The following is a 25,658-nucleotide window of genomic DNA, read 5'->3' as shown; positions in this document are numbered from 1 at the left end:
GGCTAGATGGTTACTGAAGCCAAATATTCGGGCGCCTGGATCGTCATCCCCGCCTTCAACGAAGCTGCCGTCATCGGTGAGGTGGTCGCCGATGTGCGTTCGGTCTTCGACAATGTCGTGTGCGTGGACGACGGCAGCACCGACGACACGGGCGAGATCGCCAGGCGGGCCGGCGCTCACCTGGTGCGCCACCCGATCAACCTGGGACAGGGTGCGGCCATCCAGACCGGCGTCGAGTACGCGCGCAAACAGCCCGGGGCGCAGGTCTTCGCCACGTTCGACGGTGACGGGCAGCACCGGGTCAAGGATCTGGCCGCGATGGTCGACCGGCTCTGCGCGGAGGACGTCGACGTCGTCATCGGGACGCGGTTCGGTGCCCGCGTGGGCGCCCGGCCGCCGTTCGTGAAGCGGCTGGTGTTGCAGACCGCCGCGCGGCTGAGCCGGCGCGGTCGCCGACTTGGCTTGACCGACACCAACAATGGGCTGCGCGTGTTCAACAAGAAAGTCGCCGACGCGCTCGACATCACCATGAGCGGGATGAGTCACGCCAACGAGTTCATCATGCTGATCGCCGAAAACCATTGGTGCGTGGTCGAACAACCGGTCGAGGTGCTCTACACCGATTACTCGAAGTCGAAGGGCCAGCCGCTCCTCAACGGCGTCAACATCATCTTCGACGGGTTCCTGCGAGGGAGGACTTCACGATGAACTGGATCCAGGTGCTGCTGATCGGGACGATCATCGCGCTGCTGGTCTACCTGCTGCGGTCCCGCCGCAACGCGCGGTCGCGGGCCTGGGTCAAGGTCGGCTACGTCGCCTTCGTGCTGGCCGGTGTCTATGCCGTGCTGCGACCCGATGACACCACGGTCGTCGCGAACTGGTTCGGGGTGCGCCGCGGCACCGACCTGATGCTCTACGCGCTTGTCATGGCGTTCTGCTTCACCACGCTCAGCACCTACATGCGGTTCAAGGACCTCGAGCTGCGCTACGCGCGGCTCGCCCGGGCGGTAGCGCTCGAGGGCGCCCAGGCGCCCGACGCTTAGTGCGCCTGACGGAAATACTCGACCGTGCGGCGCACGCCGTCGTCGAGCCCGACCCGCGGCCGCCACCCCAAAACCCGTTTGGCCAAACCGATGTCGAGGCACGAGCGCCTCAGATCGCCCAGCCGATCCGGATGGAACTCGGGGTCGTCGGGTCCTCCGACGGCGGTGGCCACCGCCGAATGCAGTTGCCGGTCCGAGGTTTCCACGCCGGTGCCGATGTTGAAGCGCTGCCCGCCACCCGCCTCCCCGGCGGCCTTGACGAAGGCGTCCACCACGTCGTCGACGAACACGTAGTCGCGCGTCTTGCCGCCGTCGCCGAACACCTTCGTCGGCTTCCCCGCCAGTAACGACTGGGCGAAGATCGCCACCACGCCCGCCTCCCCGTGCGGGTCCTGGCGGGGGCCGTAGACGTTGGCCGGCGCGATGTGCGAGCAGTCCAGGCCGTAGAGGTGGCGGAAGGTGTTCAGGTAGATCTCGCCGGCCACCTTCCCCGCGGCGTACGGCGACGCGGGGTCGGGCTGCACCGATTCGGGCGTCGGATACACCGGCGGAGTGCCGTAGATGGATCCGCCGGACGAGGTGTGCACGACCTTGCGCACCCCCGTCTGCCGCGCCGCCTCGGCCAGGCGCACCGTGCCGACGACGTTCACCGAGGCGTCGAACTGCGGGTCGGCCACCGAGTGCCGCACGTCGATCTGCGCAGCCAGGTGGAACACCACCTCGGGGCGGTGCTCGTCGAGGATCGCCAGCAGATCGGCGGTGACGATGTCGGCCTCGACGAAGACGTGCGAGGAATTGTCGGCCAGGTGCTCGAGGTTGGTCGCACGGCCGGTGGCGAAGTTGTCCAGCCCCACGACCGTGTGGCCGTCGGCCAGAAGGCGGTCGACTAGCGTCGACCCGATGAATCCGGCTGCCCCGGTAACCAGTGCGCGCACCGGCCCACCATACATAGCGGCCGTGGCCGTCGCGCTGATCGCCGTTGCGCTGGGGATTCGCGCCGCGCTGGCGTTCGGGGGCTACTTCTACTGGGACGACTTGATCCTGATCGGGAAGGCCGGCACCCACAACCTGATGTCACCGGCGTACCTGTTCGACGACCACGACGGTCACGTCATGCCGGGTGCTTTCCTGGTCGGCGGTGCCATCATCCGGCTGGCCCCGCTGAACTGGACGGGTCCGGCGATCAGCCTGCTGGTGCTGCAGCTGTTGGCCTCGCTGGCGCTGCTGCGGGCCCTGCACGTCATGTTGGGCTGGCGTCCGGTGCTGCTGATCCCGCTGACGTTCGCGCTGTTCACCCCGCTGGCCGTGCCGGGGTTCGCGTGGTGGGCGGCGGCGCTGAACTCGCTGCCGATGCTGGCGGCGTTGGCGTGGGTCTGCGCCGACGCGATCCTGCTCGTCCGCACGGGCCGCCCGCGCTACGCCGTGACCGGGACGCTGGTCTACTTCGGCGGGCTGCTGTTCTTCGAGAAGGCCGCGGTGATCCCGTTCGTCGCGTTCGCGGTGGCCGCGCTGCTGCGCCACGTCGAGGGGGATCGGGCAGCAATGCGGACGGTCTGGCGGGCCGGGCTGCGGTTGTGGACCGCGACGCTGTGTTTGACCGTCGGCTGGATCGCGCTGTATCTGGCAGTGGTCAACCAGCGGCGGTGGAGTTCGGACCTGGCGATGACTTCGGAGCTGCTGGCGCGATCGATCACGCACGGCATCGTGCCGGGGCTGGCCGGCGGGCCATGGCACTGGGACCGGTGGGCACCGGCCTCGCCGTGGGCGACGCCCCCGCCGTCGGCGATGGCGCTCGGCTGGCTGGTGCTGGCCGGCACCCTCGCGGTCTCACTGCTGCGCAAGCAGCGCATCGCGCCGGTGTGGGTGACCGCGACGGGCTACGCCGTCGCCTGCCAGGTGCCGATCTACCTGATGCGCTCGTCGAAGCAGACCGCGCTCGAACTGGCCCAAACCCTGCGGTATTTCCCGGATCTCGTATTCGTGCTGGCGCTGCTGGCCGCCGTCGCGTTGTGTGCGCCGAACCGGCCCGCCGCGCCGCGCTGGCTCGACGCGTCGCCCAAACGCGCCGCGGTGACGCTGGGCTTGGCGGTGTTGTTCGTGGCCAGCAGCCTGTATTCGACGGCGACGTTTTTGACCAGTTGGCGAGACAACCCGGCCGAGCCCTATCTGCGGAACGCCCGGGCCGGTCTGGCCGCGGCGCACGCGGCCTCGACGGCGCCGCTGCTGGACCAGGAGGTCGACCCGCTGGTGCTGCAGCGGGTGGCGGCGCCGGAGAATTTGGCCAGCCACCTGTTCGCCCTGCTACACGACAGGCCCGAATTCGACTCGGCGACAACGCAACTGCGGATGCTGGACAGCTCTGGCCGATTAGTCAAGGCGCGGGTGACCTGGGTGCGGACGATCGTTCCCGGACCCATGCCGCAGTGCGGGTATTTCGCGCAGCCGGACAAGCCCGCGCGCCTGGTCCTCGACGGGCCACTGCTGCCCGCCGACTGGAGCGTCGAGCTCAACTACCTGGCCAACAGCGAGGGAACGATGGTGTTGGCGCTGACGCAGGGACCCGAGGTCAAGGCGCCCGTGCACCCGGGACTCAACCGGGTCTTCGCCCGCCTGCCGGGCGCCGGGGATGCGATCACCGTGCGCGCAAACACCACAGCGCTGGCGTTGTGCGTCGCGTCGGGGCCGGTGGGTTTTCTCGCGCCGGCCTAGCCGGGCGCACTCGCCGAGCCGTAGACACCGAGGGTCACGCTGGCGTGACGCTGGAAGCCGAACGTCACGCTGGCGTGACGCTGGGCGAAAAATATGGAGCCGCCTGGGGGAATCGAACCCCCGACCTATTCATTACGAGTGAATCGCTCTACCGACTGAGCTAAGGCGGCACACCCTGATGCCGGGCGGCACGAGTCTACGGCAGGCGGGCGGGCACCCCCAAGTTAGTCGCGCAGTTCCTGGCCGAAGGTGGCCACCATGGCGTCGACGGCGAACTTGGGCTTGACGTTGATCGCCAACGCCTCGCGACACTCCAAGACCGCCTCGATGCAGCGCAGCAGCCGCTCGGGGGAAGCATGCGCCGCCAGCGCCGACGCCCGGTCGGCCATGTCCGGGTGGTTGTGCCGCACCGACCCGGCGCCCGCCGAGACCATCAGCGCGTCGCGGAAATACGTCGCCAGGTCGATCAGCGCCCGATCCATCGCGTCGCGCGAGGCCCGGGTCTGCCGCGACTTCTGCCGCCGCTCGAGGTCTTTCATCGCGCCCGCCGCACCCCGCATCGCCCCGGCGGTGCCCTTGCCGGTGCCGCCGGCGCCCAGCGCCGTCCGCAGCTCCTCGGTCTCGGCCTCCGCGCGGTCCGCGGTGAGCACCACCGCCTCGGCCTCGGCCGCGGCCACCAGCTCCTCGGCGGCCGCATAGGCCCGCGACGGCGTCGCCGCGTCGCGCACGAGCGCCAGCGCCCGCTCGCGGCGCTCCCGGGCCTCGGGATCGGTGGCCAGCCGCCGCGCCCGGCCCACGTGGCCGCCGCTGACCGACGCCGCCCAGTCCGCCGTTTCCGCGCTCAGGCCGTCGCTCTCGACCAGCACGCGGGCGATCGCCTCGGTCGGCGGAGTGACCAGCGCGACGTGCCTGCAGCGAGACCGCAGCGTGATGGCAATGTCCTCGGGATCCACCGACGGCGCGCACAACAGGAACACCGTCGACGGCGGCGGCTCCTCGACGACCTTGAGCAGCGCGTTGGCGGCGCCCTCGGTGAGGCGGTCGGCGTCCTCGATCACCACGATCTGGCGGTGCCCGGTGGCCGGACGCCGCGACGCGATCTGCACGATGGCCCGCATGTCGTCCACCCCGATGGACAGCCCCTCCGGGACCACCCGGCGCACGTCGGCGTGCGTGCCGGCCATCGTCGTCGTGCAGGCCCGGCACTGACCGCACCCGGGCCCCCCGTCTTCAACGGCAGAGGTGCACTGCAACGCGGCGGCGAAGCACAGCGCGGCGACCGAGCGCCCCGACCCGGGGGGCCCCGTGATCAGCCAGGCATGTGTCATAGTCCCGTCGGCGGCGCCGCTGTGAACCAGGTCACCGCGGGCCGCCCTGGCGGCGGCGAGCAGTTCGGCCGTCACCACGTCCTGACCTACCAGCCGCGTAAACACCCCGGACATCACCGGTAACAGTAGCCACCCCCACCGACAGATACCGATCGGCCACCGTATCGCGACAATGCCGTTACATTTGCCCTCTTTCGGGCCCGCGCGGGGACACGTGGAGATTGTTGTAAGTTTCCGACAAGTCCCTGCTGACCGATACGGTGGGATCGTGGTGACACCGGCAGCACTGCCCGGGCGGATCAGCGGATTCGTCCGGTGGGTGGTGCGCACGCCGTGGCCGCTGTTCGTGCTGAGCATGGTGCAGGCCGACATCATCGGTGCACTCTTCGTGCTCGGCTTCCTGCGCTATGCGCTGCCGCCCGAGGACCGCATCCAGCTGCAGGATCTGCCGGTGCTGAACCTGGCGGTTTTCGCCACCGCCTTGGTGGTGCTCTTCGTCGCCTACTCGGTAGTGAACCTGCAACTGCTGTTGCCAGTCTTTCGCTGGCAGCGCCGGGACAACCTGCTCGCCGAGGCCGACCCCACCGCCACCGAACTGGCCCGCACCCGCGCGCTGCGGATGCCCTTCTACCGCACGGTCGCCAGCTTGGTGGTCTGGTGCATCGGCGGCGTGGTGTTCATCATCGCCAGCTGGTCGGTGGCCCGCTACGCCGCGCCCGTCGTGGCAGTCGCCACCGGGCTCGGCGCGGCGGCCACCGCCATCATCGGCTACCTGCAGTCCGAGCGGGTGTTGCGGCCGGTCGCCGTGGCCGCCCTACGCAGCGGCGTCCCCGAGAACGTCCAGGCGCCGGGCGTCATCCTGCGGCAGATCCTGACGTGGATGCTGTCCACCGCCGTGCCGGTGCTGGCCATCGTGCTCGCGGTGATGGCGGACAAGGCGTCCCTGCTGCACGCCACCCCGGAGAAGCTGTTCACGCCGATCCTGTTGCTGGCGCTGGCGGCGCTGGGCATCGGCTTCGTCAGCACCCTGCTGGTCGCCATGTCGATCGCCGACCCGCTGCGCCAGCTGCGGTGGGCGCTGTCGGAGGTGCAGCGCGGAAACTACAACGCGCACATGCAGATCTACGACGCCAGCGAGCTGGGCCTGCTGCAGGCCGGCTTCAACGACATGGTTCGCGACCTGTCCGAGCGGCAGCGGCTGCGCGACCTGTTCGGTCGCTACGTCGGCGAAGACGTGGCCCGCCGGGCGCTGGAGCGCGGCACCGAGCTGGGCGGCCAGGAACGCAACGTTGCGGTCCTGTTCGTCGACCTGGTCGGCTCCACCAAACTCGCCGCGACCCGACCGCCCGCCGAGGTGGTCCACCTGCTCAACGAGTTCTTCCGGGTGGTGGTCGACACCGTCGGCCGGCACGGCGGTTTCGTCAACAAGTTTCAGGGCGACGCCGCCCTGGCGATCTTCGGTGCGCCGATCGAGCATCCCGACGCTTCGGGCGGCGCGCTGGCCGCGGCCCGCGAGCTGCACGACGAGATCCTCCCCGTGATCGGGTCGGCCGAATTCGGGATCGGGGTGTCGGCGGGCCGGGCGATCGCCGGGCATATCGGCGCGCAGGCCCGCTTCGAGTACACGGTGATCGGCGACCCGGTCAACGAGGCCGCCCGGCTGACCGAGCTGGCCAAGCTGGAGTCCGGCCACGTGTTGGCGTCGGCGATCGCGGTCAGCGGCGCGCTGGACGCCGAGGCCTTGTGTTGGGACGTCGGCGAGGTCGTCGAGCTGCGCGGCCGCACCGCCCCCACCCAGCTGGCCCGGCCGGTAAAGCGGGCCGGATCCAAGGACTCCCGTCCCGTACGGTCCGCCGACGAGCTGCACAGCGAGTCGATCGGCCCCGGCTACTAAGATCTAGTTGCGCTTGACGGCCTTCTTGGCCGGCGCCTTCTTGCGGGCGGCCTTCTTCGCGGGCCGCTTCACCGGACCCCGCGCCCGCCGGTCGGCCAGCAGTTCGGCCGCGCGCTCGTCGGTGATCGACAGGACGTCGTCGCCCTTGCGCAGGCTCGCATTGGTCTCGCCGTCGGTGACGTAGGGCCCGAATCGCCCGTCCTTGATCACCATCGGCTTGCCGGTCGCCGGGTCGGCGCCCAGCTCCCGCAACGGCGGCGCGGCGGCCCCCTGCCTGCCCCGGCGCTTGGGCTCGGCGTAAATCTTCAGTGCCTCGTCCAACGTGATCTCGAAGATCTGTTCTTCGGTTGCCAGCGAACGAGAATCGGTGCCGCGCTTCAGGTATGGGCCGTAACGGCCATTCTGCGCGGTGATCTCCTCACCGGTCTGCGGGTCGACGCCGACCACCCGGGGCAGCGACAGCAGCTTCAGCGCGTCCTCGAGGGTGACGGTCTGCAGGTCCATGCTGCGCAACAGCGAACCGGTTCGCGGCTTGGGCCCGGTGGGCTTCTTTCCCTTCTTCGCCGGGGCGCCGCCCTCCTCGTCGGGCGGCGGGGGCAGCACCTCGGTCACGTACGGCCCGTACCGGCCGTCCTTGGCGACGATCTCGTGACCCGTCTGTGGGTCGACGCCCAACGTTCGCCCCTCCTGCGGCGTGGCGAACAGCTGCTCGGCCACCTCCAGCGTCAGCTCGTCGGGCGTCAGCGAGTCGTTGAGATTGGCCCGTTGCGGCACGAGCTGACCCTCGTCGCCCGCGACCATGCGTTCCAGATAAGGGCCGTTCTTCCCTACCCGGACATACACGGGCCGACCCTGTTCGTCGTCAAAAAGCTTGATGGAGTTGACTTCTCGGGCGTCGATGCCTTCGAGGTTGACGCCGACGAGCTTTTTGAGGCCGCCGGAACGCGCCACCGAATCGGCCACGCCGTGTTCGCCGCCGAAGTAGAAGCGGTTGAGCCAGTCGGTGCGCCGCTCCTGCCCGGAGGCGATCGCGTCGAGCTCGTCTTCCATCGCGGCGGTGAAGCCGTAATCGACGAGCCGGCCGAAATGCTGTTCCAGCAAACCGGTTACGGCGAACGCGACCCAGGAGGGCACCAGGGCGCTGCCCTTCTTGTGCACGTAGCCGCGGTCCTGGATGGTCTTGATGATCGACGAGTACGTCGACGGCCGGCCGATGCCGAGCTCCTCGAGCGCCTTCACCAGAGAGGCCTCGGTGTAGCGCGCCGGCGGGTTGGTGGCGTGGCCGTCAGGGGTGAGCTCGATGGCGTCCAGCCGCTGGCCCTGCGTCAGCTGGGGCAACCGGCTCTCGGCGTCATCGGCCTCGCCGCCGGCCAATTCGTCGACGGTCTCCACGTAGGCCTTCAAGAAACCGGCGAAGGTGATGGTGCGCCCGCTCGCGGAGAAGACGACGTCTCTTGGGGTCTGCGACCCCGTTGATTGGCCGTTGATGCGCAGGCTCAGCGTCGTCCCGCGCGCGTCCGCCATCTGCGAGGCCACGGTGCGCTGCCAGATCAGCTCGTAGAGCCGGAATTCGTCGCCGTCGAGCTCGCGGCGCACCGCGTCCGGGGTGGCGAACGCCTCGCCGGCGGGCCGGATCGCCTCGTGCGCCTCCTGGGCGTTCTTCACCTTGCGGGTGTACTGGCGCGGCGACGGCGACACGTATTCCTCGCCGTAGAGCTGACGCGCCTGGGTGCGCGCGGCGTTGATCGCCGACTGCGACAGCGTGGTCGAGTCGGTACGCATATAGGTGATGTAGCCGTTCTCGTAGAGCCGCTGGGCGATGCTCATGGTGCGCTCGGACGAGAACCGCAGCTTGCGGCCCGCCTCCTGCTGCAGCGTCGACGTCATGAACGGCGCGTAGGGCCGGCGAGTGTAGGGCTTCTCCTCCACCGAGGCGACCGACAGTTGGGCACCGCGCAGCCCGGCGGCCAGCTCGGTCGCGACCGCCTCGTTGAGGACCACGACCTCATCGGCCTTGCGCAGCTGGCCCAGGGAGTCGAAGTCGCGGCCGGTCGCCACGCGCTGGCCGTCCAGGGACGTCAGACGGGCGTTGAAGGTGGGCGGTGACGCCTGCGGATCGGACACGCTGGCGTCCAGCCGGGCCAGGATGTCCCAGTAGGAGGCGCTGCGGAACGCCATCCGGTCGCGTTCCCGCTGCACGATGATGCGGGTGGCCACCGACTGGACCCGCCCCGCCGACAGCTTGGGCGCCACCTTCTTCCACAGCACCGGGCTGACCTCGTAACCGTACAGCCGGTCCAGGATGCGGCGGGTTTCCTGCGCGTCGACCAGGTCGATGTCCAGGTCGCGGGGATTTTCGGCGGCCTCGAGGATGGCGGGCTCGGTGATCTCGTGGAACACCATCCGCTTGACCGGGATGTTCGGCTTCAGGGTTTCCAGCAGGTGCCACGCGATGGCCTCGCCCTCGCGGTCACCATCCGTGGCCAGATAGAGCTCGTCGACCCCTTTGAGCAAGCCCTTCAGTTCGCTGACGGTGCTCTTCTTCTCCGGGCTGATGATGTAGAGCGGTTCGAAGTCGTGATCGACGTTGACTCCGAGCCTCGCCCACGGCTCCGACTTGTATTTCGCGGGCACGTCGGCCGCGGCGCGGGGCAGGTCGCGGATGTGCCCGCGGGAGGATTCCACTATGTAGTTGGAGCCCAGGTAGCCGGCCAATTTGCGGGCCTTGGTCGGCGACTCGACGATGACGAGTCGCCTACGGCTCCCAGCCCGGCCGCTCTCGCGGTCCTTGAGATTCGGGTCGGCCAACGACGCTTACGCTCCATCCTTGATCTCGGCCCCCCTGCGGGGCCGCCCCGCAGAAGAATGACAGGCGAGCGTCAGAAATTCCGCGGAAATTCAGATACGCCAGCGTTCCTTCGCCTTCGGGCACCTGCCAATTTCGCACCCTTGGGCGCGACTGCGCAAACCGACTGCCCGCAAGACAAATCTTTTTCCGCGGTTATACCCGCGGCCACACGGCCGAAGCGTCAACGCCGTCCGGGGCTTCGCCCACGTTCTCTACCAGGCGCGATAGCCGACGGCGGCCGCTGATCCGCAGCGCCGGGTGGCCCCCGCGGGTGCCAATCAATGTCGGCGCGATTCCGACCCGCATCAAAGCCGACGCCAGCGGGGAATGGGTATCGGGCGCGTGGGGATCGAGACCCAAGAGGTAATGGTCGCCCTCGGGGTGACCGGCCGCCAGCGTCCAGGCCCGCAATTCACGCGGGCCGGGCAGCCAGCGCGGCGGCACCGTCTTGACCGCCCCGCGCGTCCATTCGGCGGCCAGGCTCACCAAGGCCGGGGTCACGGCCGTCCGCACCAACGGGGTGTCCTCGTCGGTCCGGCAGATCTCGGGTTCCAGCCCCGCCTCGCGGATCATCTCGGCTAACGCGGCAGCTCGCCAGGCCTGGTCCACCACCACGGAAAGCCGCGCGCCCTGCTCCTCCGGGCCACCGAGCAAGACGATCTGACCGGATGCCGCCAGCACCCCGGAGAGATCGGCGACCGCTGGGGGCACCGCCTCCGCCGTGAAGAAGGAAAGCTGGCTCACGCCACCGACAGTAGGCCAGGTGCGCCGTCCGCGTCTTGAGGCAACCGGCGCGGCGGGGTTTCGCAAACCAGCCGCAATACGAAAACCCCCCGGCGGGCCCGCCAGGCGGGACTGCACGGGGGGTTCGTGGAGATTCGGCTCGTCCTTTTACAGGGAGCGAACTCCGGTGGCCTGGGGGCCCTTAGGGCTGTGGCCGATTTCGAACTCGACCTTCTGGTTTTCTTCGAGGGTGCGGAAGCCCGAACCCTGGATCTCCGTGTAGTGGACAAACACGTCGGCGGAGCCGTCTTCGGGGGCAATGAACCCGAAGCCCTTCTCCGCGTTGAACCACTTCACAGTTCCCTGTGGCATCTCTCGATCTTTCCTTTTCTTCTGGGTGCGGGGCATCGCCTTTCGATGCCCCGGGCCTGATACGACCGCCATACCTCGCTCAGTCGCCGGAACTTCACCCGACCGATTAACCTCGCAGGAACCGCGGCCGCAACACACGATCCTGCGAAAGTTTGACACGAACACAGAAGCTGCGACCGCAAATAGTCAACCATGTTCATCGCTTCGGCGACAGACTTGCGCTGTCGCCGGGTCCACGGAGGGTGCTGATGGCGAGTTTCGGCAGCGAGCTGCTCGCCGCCGCGCTCGCCGGTACCGCCGCCGACGAGCACCCATTGCGCCACGTCGCCGAGCTGCCGGCGCGAAGCGGCCGCCCACACCGCTGGCCGGCGTGGGCCGAGCCCGACGTCGTGCGCGCCTTCACCGACCGCGGCGTCAGTTCGCCCTGGTCACACCAGTCGGCCGCCGCGGAGTTTGCCCACGCCGGCCGCCACGTGGTGGTGAGCACGGGCACCGCGTCGGGCAAGTCGTTGGCCTATCAGCTCCCGGTCCTCAACGCGCTGGCCACCGATCCGAGCGCCCGGGTGCTGTACCTGTCGCCGACTAAGGCGCTGGGGCACGACCAGTTGCGGGCCGCGCACGCGCTGACGGCGGCCGTCGACCGGCTGCACGACGTCGCGCCGACCGCCTACGACGGTGACAGCCCACCGGAAGTCCGGCGCTTCGCGCGCGAGCGTTCCCGGTGGTTGTTCTCCAATCCCGACATGATCCATGTGTCGATCCTGCGCAACCACGCCCGCTGGGCCGTGTTGCTGCGGGGTCTACGGTTCGTGATCGTCGACGAATGCCATTACTACCGCGGGGTTTTCGGTTCCAACGTGGCGATGGTGCTGCGTCGGCTGCTGCGGCTGTGCGCGCGGTACGCGGCTTCTCGGAGTTCCGGGCCAACGGTGATCTTCGCCAGCGCGACGACGGATGCGCCGGGCGCGACGGCCGCCGAACTCATCGGGCATCCGGTCGAGGAGGTCACCGAGGACGGTTCGCCGCAGGGCGCGCGGACGGTGGCGTTGTGGGAACCGGCGCTGCGGCCCGATCTGCTCGGCGAGAACGGGGCGCCGGTGCGCCGCTCGGCCGGTGCGGAGGCGGCGCGGGTGATGGCCGACCTGGTCGCCGAGGGGGCCCAGACGCTGACGTTCGTCCGGTCGCGCCGCGCCGCGGAGTTGACCGCGCTGGGCACCCAGGCGCGGCTGGCCGACATCGCCCCGGAGCTCTCCGGCAAGGTGGCCTCGTATCGGGCCGGCTATCTCGCCGAGGACCGCACCGCGCTGGAACGCGCCCTCGCCGACGGCCGGCTGCGGGGGCTGGCCACCACCAACGCCCTGGAGTTGGGTGTGGACATCGCGGGGCTGGACGCGGTGGTGCTCGCCGGGTTCCCCGGCACGGTCGCCTCGTTCTGGCAGCAGGCCGGCCGGTCGGGCCGGCGCGGGCAGGGCGCGCTGGTCGTCCTGATCGCCCGCGACGACCCGCTGGACACGTACCTGGTGCACAACCCCGCCGCGCTGCTGGGCAAGCCCGTCGAGCGGGTGGTGATCGATCCCGCCAACCCCTACCTTCTGGGGCCCCAACTCCTCTGTGCGGCAACCGAAATGCCACTTGACGAGGCGGAGGTGCGCGACTTCGGTGGCACCGAGGTGGCCGAGGGCCTGCTCGACGACGGCCTACTGCGGCGCCGCAACGGCAAGTACTTCCCCGCGGCCGGCCTAGAACCGCATGGCGCCGTGGACATCCGGGGGTCGGCGGGCGGCCAGATCGTGATCGTGGAGGCCGACACCGGGCGGCTCCTGGGCAGCACGGGTGTCGGTCAGGCCCCGGTGTCGGTCCACCCGGGCGCCGTTTACCTGCATCAGGGGGAGAGCTACGTCGTCGACTCACTGGACCTCGACGAAGCGATCGCCTTCGTGCACGCCGAGGACCCCGGCTACGCCACGTTCGCCCGGGAAATCACCGACATCGCCGTCACCGGTACCGGCGAACGCGCGCAGTTCGGCCCCGTCACCCTGGGTCTGGTGCCGGTCACCGTTACCCACCAGGTGGTGGGGTACCTGCGCCGCCGGCTCTCCGGGGAAGTGATCGACTTCATCGAGTTGGACATGCCGGAACAGACGCTGGCGACCACCGCGGTGATGTACACCATCACCGCGGAAGCGTTGCTGCGCAAGGGCATTGACGCGCCACGGATCTCCGGATCGTTGCATGCCGCCGAGCACGCGGCGATTGGCCTGCTGCCGCTGGTGGCCAGCTGCGATCGTGGCGACATCGGCGGCCTGTCCACCGCGGTGGGGCCGGATCCGGCCGGCCTGCCCAGCGTCTTCGTGTACGACGGCTATCCGGGCGGCGCCGGGTTCGCCGAACGCGGCTATCGCAAGGTGGGCACGTGGCTCAGTGCGACAGCCGCCGCCATCGAGGCGTGCGAGTGCCCAAGGGGATGTCCGTCCTGCGTGCAGTCCCCAAAGTGCGGCAACGGCAACGACCCGCTCGACAAGGCGGGAGCGGTGCGGGTGCTCGAGCTCGTCCTCGCGCAGTTGCCGCGCGCCGAGCAACCCGGCGGATGACGACCGACCCCTCGACGGTCGACCCCGCGGATATGCCCTGTGACACCCGTGGCGAGCGCGCATTTCCTGCTGCTTAAGAAATGGCGGCGTGCGGTCCACCGAGCGCTTACCGGTGAGCGGTTGGCGGCCCGGCTACGCGGGCGCAGCAGCAAACTATCAAAGGCCGTTGCGATATGGCAAGTTCACCGGCATCGCAGTTGCGGCCCGAAGGCGTTGGCGCAGTGAACGATAGCGTTTTCTGCGGCCGGTTCCGACACTGCCGGTAGGCCCGAGGTACGGACGACTCGGGCCCTCGCCGTAAAATCTCACCGCATGGGCCACGACTGGTTGCTCGTGGAGACGCTGGGGGGTGAACCCACCGTGGTGGCGCAGGGGCGCCAACTCAAAAACCTCGTGACCATCACCACCTTCTTGCGCCGCAGTCCGTATCTCGCCGCGGTCCGGACGGCGATCGCCGAGACGGTGCAGACCGGGCAGAGCTTGACCAGCATCACGCCTAAGCGCGACCGCGTGATTCGCACCGAACCGGTGGTGATGTCCGACGGCTACATCCACGGGGTGCACGTGTGGACCGGGCCCGCCAACGTCGAACCGCCGGAGCGGCCGATCCCGGGTCCGCTGAAGTGGGACCTCACCCAGGGCGTCGCCACCGATACCCGGGAGTCGCTGGTGAACAGCGGAAAGAATCCCGAGGTCGAGGTCACCTTCGGCCGGGCGTTCGCGGAAGACCTCCCGTCGCGGGAGCTCAATCCCAACGAGACCAAGGTCCTCGCCATGGCCGTCAAGGCCAAACCCGGCCAAACCATCTGCAGCACTTGGGATCTCACCGATTGGCAGGGCGCCCCCATACGGATCGGCTTCGTCGCGCGCACCTGCTTGGAAGAGGGGCCCGACGGCCGCGACCATCTGGTCGCCCGGGCGATCAATTGGCGCGCCGAACTCAAGGGTCCGGCGGTGTCGACCGACGATCTGGCGCAACGGATCCTGAGCGGACTGGCCCAGGCCGGCGTGCACCGGGCGCTCATTGACCTCAAGAATTGGGCGCTGCTGAAATGGCTGGACGAGCCCTGCGCCTTCTACGACTGGCGGGGCAGTGAGACGGGCAAACCGAAGGTCCATCCCGACGATCAACACCTGGTGGCCTCGATGACGGAGGAATTCGCTGACGGCGCCACGAGCCGGGTGCTGCGCATGCCCGGCAATCACGAGGATTGGGTGCCGGTACACGTCACGGTCAACAGGGTGGAACTCGAACCGGACACCTACGCCGGGCTGGTGTCGCTGCGGTTGCCCTCCGATGAGGAACTCGCGGCCGCGGAGCTCTCGCGCGGCCCCGAGCCGGCCGGCTAACCCACCACGGGTAGCAGGCGTTCGGCGGCCACCGACAGCCGCTGGCCGGCCAGTTGCGGCCAGGCCTGCACCGCGCAGAACGGCGCGCACTGGTCCTGCGACGAACGAGTGCCGACGTGCACGCAGCACTGGACCAGGCGCTCTTCGATCATCGTCGACATGTCCATGAACGGTTTGACCGTGATGCGCACGACCCGCTCGCCCAGCATCCGCCGCAGTTGACGTCGCCGGCCGGGCAGCGCGGCGGAGGCCACCGTCAGCAACGTCGCCATCCCGAGGTCGCAGTTCTCGCAGATCATCCGCCACACGTCCGACATCTGCGGGTGCGACAACGAGGACTGCTCTGACAGCAAACCCATCAGCGATTCCCGCACGGCCAAGCGCAATTCCCGTGGAATGTCGGAGTCGGCGATCCGGTTGGCGACCAGCCCCAGCTTGTCCTTGAGGTTGTCGTGGCCGATCAGGGCGACCAGCGAACGCCATTGCCCGTTGTCGTCACGCAGCACGTACCCGACCGAACAGCAGTGCGGGTGCGAACACGGCAGCGCGGTCAGGTCGCGCCAGGTGATCAGGTCGCCGGTCTGCGGGCCCAACCGCTTCAGCACACCGGTGTGGGTGAGCCGAAGGGCAGGGTCGATGAGATCGGAACGCCCGGAACCGAATTGGGGCTGGATGCAGACACCTCCGACGTAGGGCGTGTCCAGCGCGAGCTTGACGATGTCGCCGATCTCGTCGTCGTTGACACCGAGGGCCGCCGTCATCACCAGTGTGGTGAAGATTTCCCGCTCGGAAAGTCGCCGCAGCGCCGCCTGCTTGACGCGGGACAGGTCACCGCCGCGGTGGTGGCGGTGCGCGCCCGGCGAGAGGCCGTCGTATTGCAGGTACACCTCTGCGCGTTCGCGGTGCTCGGCGAGCAGGTCAAGCAGCCCGTCATCTTGGGCTATCCGGACGCCATTGGTGTTCAACAGGATTCGCGTGATCGGCCGCGAGCTCAGCTCGGCGAGCAGCTCCGGCAGCTGCGGATGCAGGGTGGGTTCACCACCGCTGAGCATCACGACATCGAGGCGACCGTTCTCGCGCGCCAGCCGCTGGTCGACGTTGGCCAGCACGTCGCCGACCGCGACGACGTCGCGCAGCTCCGGCGAGGAGTCGGCGAAGCACGTCGGGCAGCGCAGGTTGCAGGTGGCGGCGACGTCCTCCAGCAGGATGCAGGTGTGCTGGGTCTGCATCGGTGGCAGGCCCCGCAGGTAGGCCGACGGGATCGGGTCGAAGTTGCCCGGCGCGTCGGGGACGTGGGCCTTGGTGGGCGCCGTCCACTCCTCGAGATAGGCAAGGATTTCGGGGTCTTCGTCGTAGAGCGTCCGAACCAGTCCGTGCCTGGGACAGCCGCGTTCGAGCCAGACGTGGCCGTCGGCGCGCACGGCGAGCCAGCCGCTGAGCCGCGCCACGTCGCCCAACGGCCGATCGGGTTGTTCGGCGTGACATTGCGGGCAAAAGGCGTTGACGTAGCGGTGGATTCGGTCACCGCGCAGTTCCATGCCGCTCATCGGGTGATGTGGTACAGCATCGGGTTCAATCCGGTACAGATGCCGACCGTGAAAATGGAGCTGAGCGCCCAGCCGATCATCAATCCCATGCCGATCCCCCTTGCCCACGCGCTGCCCTTGACGAACAACAGCGCCGCCCCGCCGCCGAAGGCGATCAGCCCGAGCATCACGGCTCCCGTCGCGAAGGCAGCCTTCGGCGCGATCGTGTTGGCGAGCCCGAACAACACCAGCGGGCCGACGATCACGTTGATCCCGGCGAACAGGGCTACCCCGACGATGGCCGCGACGAAGACCTCGCCGCCGCTCGGCCTGGGCTGCGGCGGTTGCGGTTGCGGTTGCCAGGCCGGGTAGGGCTGGTTCGGCTGATAGGGATAGCCGGGAGGCGGCCAGTCGGGCGGGCGCCAGCCCTCCGGCGGAGGCGGCCCCGGCGGTGGGTTCGTCATGCGGCAACCGCCTCCCGTCGCAACGCGGCGTCGTAATAGCCCCGCCGGTATCCCACGCGCAGCCTAACGGCGATCACGACCAGCGAGGGCAGCAGAAACCACTGCGGCCGGGTCAGGCCCAGCCACACCGTTTCGTTGGCCCGAACGAACTCGACGAAAAACCGGAACACCGCGTAGCCCGCCACGTAGAGGACGAACAGCTCGCCCGGGTGGCTCACCCGGGGGCGCAGCCACAGCAGCACGGCGAAAGCGGCGAGCTGGAAAGCGATCTCGTAGAGGAACGACGGGTGCATCGCCGCGCCGGTAAGGCAGCCCGGACACTTCGGCACGTCGGCGGGGGCATGCACGCCCCACGGCAGGTTGGTCGGACGTCCCGGCGCCTCGGTGAGGTGGCAGCCGACCCGTCCGATCGCCATGCCCAGGGCGACCGCGGGGGCGAACAGGTCACCGGTCTTGCCGGTGTAACCGCCGATCCGCTTGGCGGCCAGCACACCGAGGTAGGCGCCGACCAGTCCGCCCAGGATGCTGCGCGACCCGAATTCCCACGCCTGCAGCAACGTCGGGTTGAGACGGACGTCCAGGTGCTCGGCCCAGCCGGACAGGCGCATTCCCACCGCGCCGCCTACCAGTGCGCCGGTCACCGCCACCAGGGATTGCTCGTTGACCGCTCCACGCCGGCGGGCTTCGGCGATGAACACGACCGCGGCGGCTAGGACACCGAGCGCCACGAAGACACCATGCACCGGCAGCATCACCGGGCCGATCCGCCACTGCGGCACCACGCCGACAGACTATTACGTCCGGCGAGAACCGGCCCGCGTCAACCGCTGGCCGGGCCCGCCCGTGCTGCGGCACTCGCCGCGCGGCCGAAGACCGCGATGCGCACCGTCACGACGACATCGAGCCCGTCCACCGCACACCCGGCGTCATCGGCCCGCATCCGCCGGGCCACGGCCGTCGCGTGGGCGCAGGCCGCTTCGGCCCCGGACGGCAGCCGGGCCGCGGCGGCCAGTGCGGCCAGATCTGCCGCGGCCTGTGCCCGGTGACGCGCGATCACCACCGCACCAAGGTAGGCGCCCGCCCCCGTGACGCACAGCAACACCACCACCATCCAGGCCGCGACCAGGGTGGTCGAGCCCCGATCATCCCGACGGCTCCGCGGCCGCAACCCCGTTGGCCGCGATGTCGAGCGCCGGCAACAACTTCGACTGCGCGACGACGGTGGCCACCAGGAATTCGCCGTCGCGGTGCACCTCCACCCGCGCCCCGCGCGGGGCGATGCGGCGAGCCGCGGTGAGGGCCGACCGTTCGTCGCCGCGCGCGGCGAGCCGCGCGGCCTCGCGGGCGGCGTCCACGCAGCGAACCTGCATCGAGACGGCCGTGACGCCGGCCAGACACAACACCAGCACGACCACCAGGGTGGCGACGCCCAGGGCCGCCTCCACGGTGCTGGCGCCCGCACCGCTGGCTAGACCTTCGTGTTGAGCGCGCGACCGATGATGTTGGTCAGCGCCGACACGATGGAGTCCCCGGTCACGACGGTGTACAGGATCGCGCCGAAGGCGGCCGCAGCCACCGTGCCGATGGCGTATTCGACCGTGGACATGCCCGACTCGTCGGACACCACGACCGTAACGCGCGCGATCAGCTCTCGAAACATGTTGTGCAGCAATATTTCCCTTCCCTTCACCATAATCCCGATTGCAAGACCCGACCGGCGAGCCCGGCCACCACCGGCACGATCCCCAGGCACACGAATGCCGGCAGGAAGCACAAGCCGAGCGGCCCGGCGATCAGCACCCCGGCGCGTTCGGCGGCGGCGGTGGCCGCCTGCGCGGCGTCGTGCCGAGACTCCGCGGCCAACTCGGCGACCCCCTCGGCCAGCGCCGCCCCCGACGCCGCCGAACGCCGGGCCAGCCGCAGCAACGCCGCAACCTGAGGGGCGGACTCCTGCGCCCGCGGCGTGATGGTCCATGCGACAACAGGATCGGCGCCCAGCGCCAGCAGGTCGGCGGCGCGCCGCAGCACGCTGGCCAGCGCGGGCGGGGCGGACGCCGCGGCGGCGGACGCGGCCGTGGCCACGGCCATGCCGGCGCCCAGGCACACGGCCAGCACGTCGAGGCAGGATGCGACCGCCAACGGATCGGGGCCGTTCGCCGGCCCGCGCCCCGGGCGCGGCCGATGTCCGCGGCCGGGCACCCCGGCGCGCCCCCGCACCAGCGCCGGGCCGGGGCCGATCCAGGCCGCCATCGCCAGCAGGACCGCCGCCGTGGTCACGTCCCGAGCCGATCGGTGATGCGGTCGGCCCACAACAGGCCGCCGCAGGCCAGCGTCGAACCCACGACCATCAACCAGCCGCCCGCGCGCCCGTTGAGCAGGAAGGCCAGCGGTCGCGCGCCGATCAGCTGGCCCAGCAGCACGCCGAGCGCCGGCAGGGCCGCGAGGATCGCCGCGGTTGCACGCGCGCCCGCCATGTTCGACGTCACCCTCGCGGAAAACCGTTGCCGCTCTGCGATATCGCGCTGCGCGGCGCGCATCAGGGTGGCTATCGCCAGGCCATGCTCGCTGGCCAGTTGCCAGCACAGCGCGAGGCGATCCCAATGCGCGGGCAGGACAGACGATGTCACCGCGGCACGCAGGCCGGCCGCGACGTCGGCCCCCAACCTGGCCCGGGCAGCGACAGCCCGGAATGACTCCGCCACCGAGCCGACGGTTTCGCCGGCGGCCACTTCGAACGCGCGCACCGGGTGGGAGCCGACGCGCAGCTCGCCGACCAACACGTCGAGCGCGCCTTCGAGCGCCTCCCCTTCGCGCTGGGCGCGCCGGATGCGGTCGCGGCGGCGATAGCGCAGGTTCGCGGTCGCGCTCACGATCGCGACGGCGATCACCGTCGTCAGGGGCAGCAGCACGGCCGCACCCAGGAGGACCGCGGCAAGGCAGGCCGCCCCGCGCGGCCCGGCGAACGGGCGGCACCGACGATTTGACGCCGGCGGCGCCAGGCGGCGCCGCGGTGACGGCGGAAGGACGACGAGTGCGAGCGCCAGCAGCAGTGCGGCGCTTACTGGGCCGTTCATGCCGGCATCCGGCTCCGCAGCAAGCGATGCAGAAGCTCGGCATCGCCGGTCATGCCTTCGTCGGCACGCCACACCGTGACCGCCCGCACCCGCCCCGCGATCGGGCGCAGCACGGCGACCTCGCCGAGCCTGCGCCGCCCGTTTCGGTCGCGCGCGACATGCAACAGCACCTGGACCGCCGCGGCGAGCTGACTGTGCAGCGCCGCGCGATCGAGACCACCCAGCGCGCCCAGCGCCTCCAGCCGGGCGGGGACCTCGGCCGGGTTGTTCGCGTGCACGGTACCCGCTCCCCCATCGTGGCCCGTGTTCAGCGCCGCGAGCAGATCCACCACCTCGGCGCCCCGCACCTCGCCGACCACGATGCGGTCCGGGCGCATCCGCAGGGCCTGGCGAACGAGTTGGCGCACCGGAACTTCGCCGACGCCTTCGACGTTCGCGCACCGCGCGACGAGCTTCACCAGGTGCGGGTGCCGGGGCGCCAGCTCGGCGGCATCCTCGACGCAGACGATCCGCTCGGCGGGCGCGACCGCACCGAGCATCGCCGCCAACAGCGTCGTCTTGCCCGCTCCGGTTCCGCCGCACACCAGGAAGGCCAACCGGGCTGCGATGATGTCGGCGACCATCGCGGCGGACTCGGGCGCCAACGCGCCCGCCGCCAGGAGCGCCGTCAGGTCCTGACTGGCCGGCCGCAGCACCCGCAACGACAGGCACGTGCCCGCGGCCGCCACCGGCGGCAGCACGGCGTGCAATCGCACCGCGAACCCGGCGCCGATCCCGGTGAGTTGGCCATCGACCCACGGCTGCGCGTCGTCCAGCCGGCGACCCGCCGCCAGCGCCAGCCGCTGCGCCAGGCGCCGTACCGCCGCCTCGTCGGCGAATCGAACCTGCGTGCGCCGCAAGCCGTTTCCGTCGTCGATCCAGACCGCGTCGGGCGCAGTGACCAACACATCGGTGGTGCCGTCCGCGCACAACAACGGCTCGAGAATGCCGGCGCCGGTCAGCTCGGTCTGCAGCAGCCGCAGGTTGGCGAGCACCTCGGTGTCACCGAGCATGCCGCCGGACTCGGCCCGGATCGCGGCGGCCACGACGTTGGGCCCCAGCGGCGCGGATTCGGCGGCCAGCCGTTCCCGCACCCGGTCGATCAATGAACCACTCACGCTGCCCTGCCTTTTCGCGCCGGCCCGGGCGCGCGCGGCAGCACCGCCAACACCTGCCGGGCCGCCTCCGCGAGCGCGGAACGCCGCCCCAGGCGCAGTCCGCCGCGCTCCAGCTGCTCGGCCACCTGGGGTTGCGCTTTCACGGACGCCAGTAACGGCAGCCCGGTGATATCGGCGATCTCGGCCGCCCGCAACCCTCCTGGCGACGGACCCCGTACCACCAATCCGACGTTGGGGTTCATCGCGGCGAGCACCGGCGCCAGTGCGCCCGTCGCGGCGCACGCGGGCACATCGCAGCGGCTGACCACGACGACGAGGTCCGCGGCATCCAGTGCGGCGTGCGCCGCATCGGTCAGACGACGCGGCAGGTCGCAGACCACCGTCACCGCGCCGCGGCGGCCGGCGTCGATGATGGCGTGCACGGGCCCGGCCGCCAAATCGCCTCCGCGCCGGGTACCGGAGAGCACGCTGACTCCGTGGAGCCGCGGCAACGCATCCCGCACGGCCGACCAGGTGAGCCGGCCGTCCTGCAGCGCCAGGTCCGGCCAGCGCAGGCCCGCCGCGTGCTCGGCGCCCAGCCGTAAATCGATCCCACCGCCCCATGGGTCGAGGTCCACCAGCAGCGCGTCGGCGGCCACGTGCGACAGGCCGACCGCCAGGGTCGAAGCGCCGGCCCCGCCGCACCCCCCGATGACGGCGATGACCGCGCCGCGCGTCCCGTCGTCGCGTGACGATTCCGCCGCCTCGGCGAGAGCGCGGACCATGTCGCGCTCGCGTTCGGGCAGCCGCAGCACCTGCGCGGCACCGACCGCGACGGCCGCCGCCCACGTCGCGGCCGGCGGGTCGGATGCCGTCAGCACGGTCACGTGAGCGCGGCGAGGTAGCGCCGCCCGCCCGCACCGCTCGGCCGCCGCCTCGTCCAGCACAACCGCCGTGGCCGCCGACCAGGTTTTGCGGCTCACGGCCTCGCCCGCGTGGACCACCCGGACGCCGACGGCGGCGGCCACGCGCTCCAATTCGCGGCGCAACTCGGGGTCCGCCAACACCGCGAGGACGCCCGCGGCAGCCGCCGCTTCGGACTGCGAGGAGCTCGTCACGGGCCCCACTCTGCGGGCTCGCGATGTTGGACACCAGTCCCAGACTGGGCATTTGTGGAGAGAGACGCGAGTGTGCACAAACACATCGGCGTGCACACCGGAGGCTAAAAGCCCGCAACCAATCGAACGACCGCGGTATATGGTCCGGCGTGGGCGGATCTGACCCCAGAAAAGGGACGACCCCCGCCAGGGGGGGAGGAGGCGAGGGTCGTCGTGCATCAGCCCCGGGGGGTCGGGCTGATGCACCCTCGGCTAAGGCCGAGTAATGCTTACTATACACATGACAAGCCGCGGTAACGCAATAGCTCTTTCCATGAAAGAACACGTTGAGCCGCAAAAACGCCGGCGTTACGGCCGGTCTCACGTCGCTGAGCGGCCATTTCGGTCCCAGAACCGCAGCCCGGGCGGACGACCCACCTATGCTGGGGCGGTGACCGTCTTCGACCCGGCCGCGGAGCAGCACGCGTCGGCAACCACGGCTCCCCGCGCCCGCACAGCGGCTTTCTTCGACCTGGACAAGACCATCATCGCCAAGTCCAGCACGCTGGCTTTCAGCAAACCCTTCTTCAACCAAGGACTGCTCAACCGCCGCGCCGTGCTCAAATCCAGCTACGCCCAGTTCATCTATCTGCTCTCCGGTGCCGATCATGACCAGATGGACCGGATGCGCGTCCACATGACGAACATGGTCGCCGGTTGGGACGTGGAACAGGTCAAGTCGATCGTCAACGAAACGCTGCACGACATCATGACCCCGCTGGTTTTCGCTGAAGCCGCGGACCTAATCGCCGCGCACAAGCTGTGCGGCCGCGACGTGGTCGTCGTCTCAGCCTCCGGCGAGGAGATCGTGGCGCCTATCGCCCGCGCCCTCGGCGCCACCCACGCGATGGCCACCCGGATGGTCGTCGAGGACGGTCGGTACACCGGTGAAATAGCGTTCTATTGCTACGGCGAGGGCAAGGTGCAGGCGATCCGCGAGCTGGCCGCCCGCGAGGGCTACCCGCTGGAGCATTGCTACGCCTACTCCGACTCGATCACCGACCTGCCGATGCTCGAATCCGTCGGCCACCCCAGCGTGGTGAACCCCGACCGAGGGCTACGCCGGGAAGCCGTCGAGCGCGGTTGGCCGGTGCTGTCCTTCTCCCGGCCGGTGTCGCTGCGCGACCGCATCCCGGCGCCGTCGGGCGCCGCGATCGCGACGACCGCCGCGGTGGGCGTCAGTGCGTTGGCCGCCGGCGCGGTCACCTATTCGCTGCTGCGCCGCTTCGCGTTCTAGCCCAAGCGTTTCGCAGCAAACGCATTTCCGCATCGGTTCGCAACTTTTGCAAAATTGGGCCTTGCTGCGCTAAGGGTCTAGTAGTACAAAGGAACCACGGAAGCCCGGTGAGGCCTAGGTCGATTCGGAAGAGAAGGTTCGATCTCCCGATCCGGGCGCCCAGCACGGTGCTCGGCACCCACGCGGAGTCATAGCCGCGATAATGGCAGAAGTGTTGCGGGCCTGCGTAATTGCGAAATATGGACGGCGTCGACGGCCCTTTGGGTGGGGTTGCAACCGGAAGTACCGCAAGATCGCCGAGGCCAACCCACGCAGCCCCGAAATGCACGCATGGTAACCGAGTCCCGTGTTAGCGGGCGGCGGACCGAATCCTTGGGGTCGCCGCCCGCTTTGCATTGTCCGGTGACGTTTTCGGCGGCGCCGGCTGCCGATTCAGCTACCGGCTCGACACCGACTCCGCGATCGTCAACGCCTCCTGCGCGCCGGCGCGCATCGCCCGGCAACAGAGGACCAGCCAGGCCCCTACTCCGGCCGGCGTTCCGTCCGCAAAGCCCTGGGCCGCATCGCGATAGTCCGCGGGCTGGCGCATCCAACTGACCTCCGGCACCCCTAAACCGTGGGGATCCAGCCCGCTGGCGATGGTCACCAACCGTGACGCCGCGCGGGCCACCACACCGTCCGCGCTGCCGAACGGCCGCAACGTCAAGAGCTCGCCGTGCGCGACCGCGGCGATTACCGGTGCCGGGGCCTGGGTGCCGCCGCTGACCAACCTCGCCAGCAACTCCAGCCGCGGCCCGAGGCCGGCATCGGCGCGCGGGCGGCCCAGCCGGTCCTCGTCGACCTGGTCGGCCGCCGCCAGCATGTGCAGTCGCGCGAGCGCCTGCAGCGGGGCCCGCCGCCAAATCCCGACCAGGGGACCCTCGCCGCCCTCCAGCGCCTGGGCCACCCGCAGCGCCCCGCCGAACACCGGATCACTGACGATCGCCGAATCGGCGAGGTCGTCCAGCCGCACGGGGCCGCCGTCCAACACCGACGAGGCGCGGGCAGCCCGCAACGCCGCCTCGGCGGCGGTCACCGGCCAGCCACGCAGGTTCGCCTTGTGGCGATGGGCGCGACCCAGGGCGTCCCGGGCCCGGTCACTGGCCTCGGCGACGCCCGGCAACTCCATCAGCGGAGCCAGCGGATCAGCGGTCACAGGTTGCCAACCTATCCCGGCTTCAACGGTCGGATGCCGGCACCTTCGGGATGGCCTCCAGCAGCTGGCGGGTGTATTCGTGCCGGGGCCGGGTGAACAATTCCTCGGCGGCGCCCCGCTCCACCACGCGGCCGGCGCGCATCACCAGGACTTCGTCGGCGATCTGCCGGATCACCGCCAGGTCGTGGCTGATGAACAGGTAGGTGAGGCCCAGCTCGGATTGCAGGTCGGCCAGCAATTCCAATATCTGCGCCTGCACCAGGACGTCGAGCGCGGAGACCGCCTCGTCGCAGACCAGCACCTCGGGCCGCAGCGCCAGTGCCCGGGCGATCGCCACCCGCTGCCGTTGACCGCCCGACAGCTCGCGGGGCAGCCGCCCCAGTACCGACGAGGGCAGGGCCACCTGGTCGACCAGGTGGCGCACCGCACGCTCGCGCTGCCGGCGGTCGCCGACCCGGTGGATGCGCAGCGGTTCCTCGACGGCGCGGAACACCGTGTACATGGGATCCAGGCTGCTGTAGGGGTTTTGGAAGATCGGCTGCACCCGCCGCCGGAAGGCCAGTTGCTGGTCGGAGTTCAATGTGGCATCGATGTGGGTGCCGTCGAACACGACGGTGCCCGAGCTTGGCTCCAGCAGGCCGAGCACCATCCGCGCCAGCGTGGATTTGCCCGAACCCGACTCACCGGCGATCGCCAGGGTGCTGGCCCGCCGCAGCCGGAACGAAACCCCGTCCACCGCACGAAAATTCGCACGCCGCCACGGCGCACCGCGTGACTCGCGGTAAACTTTCGTCAGCTCCGAGGCGACCAGGATGTCGTCGGACGCGCCGTGCTCAGCCGGACGGGGCCGGGCGGGGCCCTGCACCGTAAGCGACGGCGCAGCGGCCACCAGCCGCCGGGTGTACTCGTGCTTGGGGTTGCGCAAGATCGACCGCGCCGCACCGGAGTCCACCACGACGCCCTCCCGCATCACGACGACGGACTCGGCGCGTTCGGCGGCCAGCGCCAGGT

Annotated in this window: 24 protein-coding genes and 1 tRNA gene; 7 read left to right on the top strand and 18 right to left on the bottom strand. The window is 70.1% G+C overall.

Annotated elements, in window-relative coordinates; genetic code table 11:
- Nucleotides 1–6 precede the first annotated feature (6 nt).
- Nucleotides 7–708 (top strand): glycosyltransferase family 2 protein, encoded by a 702-nt coding sequence (locus A5695_RS11165; RefSeq protein ID WP_068081110.1) that lies wholly within the window; start codon nt 7–9, stop codon nt 706–708.
- The gene (locus A5695_RS11160) at nt 705–1,043 is read left to right on the top strand and encodes a DUF2304 domain-containing protein (RefSeq protein ID WP_068081105.1); all 339 of its coding nucleotides are present in this window, start codon (nt 705–707) and stop codon (nt 1,041–1,043) included. Before A5695_RS11165 ends, A5695_RS11160 begins: the two co-directional genes overlap by 4 nt.
- Here A5695_RS11160 and A5695_RS11155 read toward each other — a convergent pair.
- Complete coding sequence (locus tag A5695_RS11155) at nt 1,040–1,978, bottom strand: NAD-dependent epimerase/dehydratase family protein (RefSeq protein ID WP_156749576.1); 939 nt, start codon at nt 1,976–1,978, stop codon at nt 1,040–1,042. The two genes, A5695_RS11160 and A5695_RS11155, sit on opposite strands and share 4 nt — an antisense overlap.
- On the opposite strand from A5695_RS11155, the gene A5695_RS11150 reads away from it, so the two are divergent.
- Nucleotides 1,944–3,752 carry a hypothetical protein gene (locus A5695_RS11150; RefSeq protein ID WP_197515459.1) on the top strand — a complete coding sequence of 603 codons (1,809 nt, stop codon included), beginning with the start codon at nt 1,944–1,946 and terminating at the stop codon, nt 3,750–3,752. The genes A5695_RS11155 and A5695_RS11150 overlap by 35 nt on opposite strands.
- Before the next feature lie 94 nt (nt 3,753–3,846).
- Here A5695_RS11150 and A5695_RS11145 read toward each other — a convergent pair.
- Together A5695_RS11145 and A5695_RS11140 are read right to left on the bottom strand one after the other, a co-directional pair.
- A tRNA-Thr gene (locus A5695_RS11145) sits at nt 3,847–3,922 on the bottom strand.
- Between the two features lie 54 nt (nt 3,923–3,976).
- Nucleotides 3,977–5,194: a DNA polymerase III subunit delta' gene (locus A5695_RS11140; protein WP_068081098.1), complete on the bottom strand. Its 1,218-nt coding sequence runs from the start codon at nt 5,192–5,194 to the stop codon at nt 3,977–3,979.
- Between the two features lie 58 nt (nt 5,195–5,252).
- Here A5695_RS11140 and A5695_RS11135 point away from each other — a divergent pair, with 58 nt between their 5' ends.
- Entirely contained in the window at nt 5,253–6,974 is a 1,722-nt protein-coding gene (locus A5695_RS11135) for an adenylate/guanylate cyclase domain-containing protein (protein WP_231974787.1), read from the top strand.
- Between the two features lie 3 nt (nt 6,975–6,977).
- On the opposite strand, the gene topA is transcribed toward A5695_RS11135, so the two are convergent.
- The 3 genes from topA to cspA form a co-directional block, all read right to left on the bottom strand.
- Complete coding sequence (gene topA / locus A5695_RS11130; protein ID WP_068081095.1) at nt 6,978–9,782, bottom strand: type I DNA topoisomerase; 2,805 nt, start codon at nt 9,780–9,782, stop codon at nt 6,978–6,980.
- A gap of 193 nt (nt 9,783–9,975) precedes the next feature.
- Nucleotides 9,976–10,566 (bottom strand): hypothetical protein, encoded by a 591-nt coding sequence (locus tag A5695_RS11125; protein ID WP_068081091.1) that lies wholly within the window; start codon nt 10,564–10,566, stop codon nt 9,976–9,978.
- Nucleotides 10,567–10,713: 147 nt separating this feature from the next.
- Complete coding sequence (gene cspA, locus A5695_RS11120) at nt 10,714–10,917, bottom strand: cold shock protein CspA (RefSeq protein ID WP_007772268.1); 204 nt, start codon at nt 10,915–10,917, stop codon at nt 10,714–10,716.
- Nucleotides 10,918–11,165: 248 nt separating this feature from the next.
- Between cspA and A5695_RS11115 the strand changes: the two genes are divergently transcribed.
- Nucleotides 11,166–13,508: a DEAD/DEAH box helicase gene (locus tag A5695_RS11115; RefSeq protein ID WP_068081162.1), complete on the top strand. Its 2,343-nt coding sequence runs from the start codon at nt 11,166–11,168 to the stop codon at nt 13,506–13,508.
- A 312-nt stretch (nt 13,509–13,820) separates the two neighbouring features.
- A complete protein-coding gene (locus A5695_RS11110; RefSeq protein ID WP_068081089.1) occupies nt 13,821–14,858 on the top strand; it encodes a PAS domain-containing protein in 1,038 nt (345 codons plus the stop codon).
- Here A5695_RS11110 and A5695_RS11105 read toward each other — a convergent pair.
- The 10 genes from A5695_RS11105 to ssd are packed head-to-tail and all read right to left on the bottom strand — an operon-like array spanning nt 14,855 to nt 22,125.
- The gene (locus A5695_RS11105; protein ID WP_068081159.1) at nt 14,855–16,396 is read right to left on the bottom strand and encodes a radical SAM protein; all 1,542 of its coding nucleotides are present in this window, start codon (nt 16,394–16,396) and stop codon (nt 14,855–14,857) included. The genes A5695_RS11110 and A5695_RS11105 overlap by 4 nt on opposite strands.
- A gap of 5 nt (nt 16,397–16,401) precedes the next feature.
- A complete protein-coding gene (locus A5695_RS11100; RefSeq protein ID WP_068081086.1) occupies nt 16,402–16,848 on the bottom strand; it encodes a hypothetical protein in 447 nt (148 codons plus the stop codon).
- Nucleotides 16,845–17,630, bottom strand: a complete 786-nt coding sequence (locus tag A5695_RS11095) for a prolipoprotein diacylglyceryl transferase (protein WP_068081082.1) — start codon at nt 17,628–17,630, stop codon at nt 16,845–16,847. Before A5695_RS11095 ends, A5695_RS11100 begins: the two co-directional genes overlap by 4 nt.
- A gap of 38 nt (nt 17,631–17,668) precedes the next feature.
- Entirely contained in the window at nt 17,669–17,959 is a 291-nt protein-coding gene (locus A5695_RS11090) for an Rv3654c family TadE-like protein (RefSeq protein ID WP_369830179.1), read from the bottom strand.
- Between the two features lie 31 nt (nt 17,960–17,990).
- Nucleotides 17,991–18,293 (bottom strand): TadE family type IV pilus minor pilin, encoded by a 303-nt coding sequence (locus A5695_RS11085; RefSeq protein WP_082946013.1) that lies wholly within the window; start codon nt 18,291–18,293, stop codon nt 17,991–17,993.
- A 23-nt stretch (nt 18,294–18,316) separates the two neighbouring features.
- Nucleotides 18,317–18,523: a DUF4244 domain-containing protein gene (locus A5695_RS11080; RefSeq protein ID WP_156749579.1), complete on the bottom strand. Its 207-nt coding sequence runs from the start codon at nt 18,521–18,523 to the stop codon at nt 18,317–18,319.
- An 11-nt stretch (nt 18,524–18,534) separates the two neighbouring features.
- The gene (locus A5695_RS11075; protein WP_197515458.1) at nt 18,535–19,125 is read right to left on the bottom strand and encodes a type II secretion system F family protein; all 591 of its coding nucleotides are present in this window, start codon (nt 19,123–19,125) and stop codon (nt 18,535–18,537) included.
- Nucleotides 19,122–19,922, bottom strand: coding sequence for a type II secretion system F family protein (locus A5695_RS11070; protein ID WP_068081079.1), 801 nt, complete (start codon nt 19,920–19,922; stop codon nt 19,122–19,124). Before A5695_RS11070 ends, A5695_RS11075 begins: the two co-directional genes overlap by 4 nt.
- Nucleotides 19,919–21,079: a TadA family conjugal transfer-associated ATPase gene (locus A5695_RS11065; protein WP_068081074.1), complete on the bottom strand. Its 1,161-nt coding sequence runs from the start codon at nt 21,077–21,079 to the stop codon at nt 19,919–19,921. Before A5695_RS11065 ends, A5695_RS11070 begins: the two co-directional genes overlap by 4 nt.
- A complete protein-coding gene (ssd, locus tag A5695_RS11060) occupies nt 21,076–22,125 on the bottom strand; it encodes a septum site-determining protein Ssd (RefSeq protein ID WP_068081143.1) in 1,050 nt (349 codons plus the stop codon). The genes A5695_RS11065 and ssd overlap by 4 nt, the downstream gene beginning before the upstream one ends.
- Nucleotides 22,126–22,606: 481 nt before the next feature.
- Between ssd and A5695_RS11055 the strand changes: the two genes are divergently transcribed.
- A complete protein-coding gene (locus tag A5695_RS11055) occupies nt 22,607–23,452 on the top strand; it encodes an HAD-IB family hydrolase (protein ID WP_068081071.1) in 846 nt (281 codons plus the stop codon).
- A gap of 436 nt (nt 23,453–23,888) precedes the next feature.
- Here the strand turns inward: A5695_RS11055 and A5695_RS11050 are convergent, their stop codons facing one another.
- Both A5695_RS11050 and A5695_RS11045 read right to left on the bottom strand, forming a co-directional pair.
- Nucleotides 23,889–24,647, bottom strand: a complete 759-nt coding sequence (locus A5695_RS11050; RefSeq protein ID WP_068081068.1) for an oxidoreductase — start codon at nt 24,645–24,647, stop codon at nt 23,889–23,891.
- Nucleotides 24,648–24,669: 22 nt separating this feature from the next.
- On the bottom strand, nt 24,670–25,658 hold a 989-nt coding region (locus A5695_RS11045; RefSeq protein WP_156749573.1), incomplete at its 5' end, for an ATP-binding cassette domain-containing protein.

It is taken from the genome of Mycobacterium sp. E1747, from assembly GCF_001667775.1.
Lineage (GTDB): Bacteria > Actinomycetota > Actinomycetes > Mycobacteriales > Mycobacteriaceae > Mycobacterium.
The sequence above is the reverse complement of the archived record's forward strand: the minus strand, read 5'-3'. Positions and strand labels throughout refer to the sequence as shown.

Excerpts from the sequence above, each read along its gene's own strand:
- A5695_RS11140 (WP_068081098.1), bottom strand. The coding sequence starts at position 5,194 with ATGTCCGGGGTGTTTACGCGGCTGGTAGGTCAGGACGTGGTGACGGCC.
- A5695_RS11070 (WP_068081079.1), bottom strand. The coding sequence starts at position 19,922 with ATGAACGGCCCAGTAAGCGCCGCACTGCTGCTGGCGCTCGCACTCGTC.
- A5695_RS11105 (WP_068081159.1), bottom strand. The coding sequence starts at position 16,396 with ATGGAACTGCGCGGTGACCGAATCCACCGCTACGTCAACGCCTTTTGC.
- A5695_RS11115 (WP_068081162.1), top strand. The coding sequence starts at position 11,166 with ATGGCGAGTTTCGGCAGCGAGCTGCTCGCCGCCGCGCTCGCCGGTACC.
- A5695_RS11165 (WP_068081110.1), top strand. The coding sequence starts at position 7 with ATGGTTACTGAAGCCAAATATTCGGGCGCCTGGATCGTCATCCCCGCC.
- A5695_RS11135 (WP_231974787.1), top strand. The coding sequence starts at position 5,253 with ATGCCGTTACATTTGCCCTCTTTCGGGCCCGCGCGGGGACACGTGGAG.
- A5695_RS11090 (WP_369830179.1), bottom strand. The coding sequence starts at position 17,959 with ATGGTGGTGGTGTTGCTGTGCGTCACGGGGGCGGGCGCCTACCTTGGT.
- A5695_RS11160 (WP_068081105.1), top strand. The coding sequence starts at position 705 with ATGAACTGGATCCAGGTGCTGCTGATCGGGACGATCATCGCGCTGCTG.
- A5695_RS11100 (WP_068081086.1), bottom strand. The coding sequence starts at position 16,848 with ATGACGAACCCACCGCCGGGGCCGCCTCCGCCGGAGGGCTGGCGCCCG.
- A5695_RS11110 (WP_068081089.1), top strand. The coding sequence starts at position 13,821 with ATGGGCCACGACTGGTTGCTCGTGGAGACGCTGGGGGGTGAACCCACC.
- A5695_RS11150 (WP_197515459.1), top strand. The coding sequence starts at position 1,944 with ATGAATCCGGCTGCCCCGGTAACCAGTGCGCGCACCGGCCCACCATAC.
- cspA (WP_007772268.1), bottom strand. The coding sequence starts at position 10,917 with ATGCCACAGGGAACTGTGAAGTGGTTCAACGCGGAGAAGGGCTTCGGG.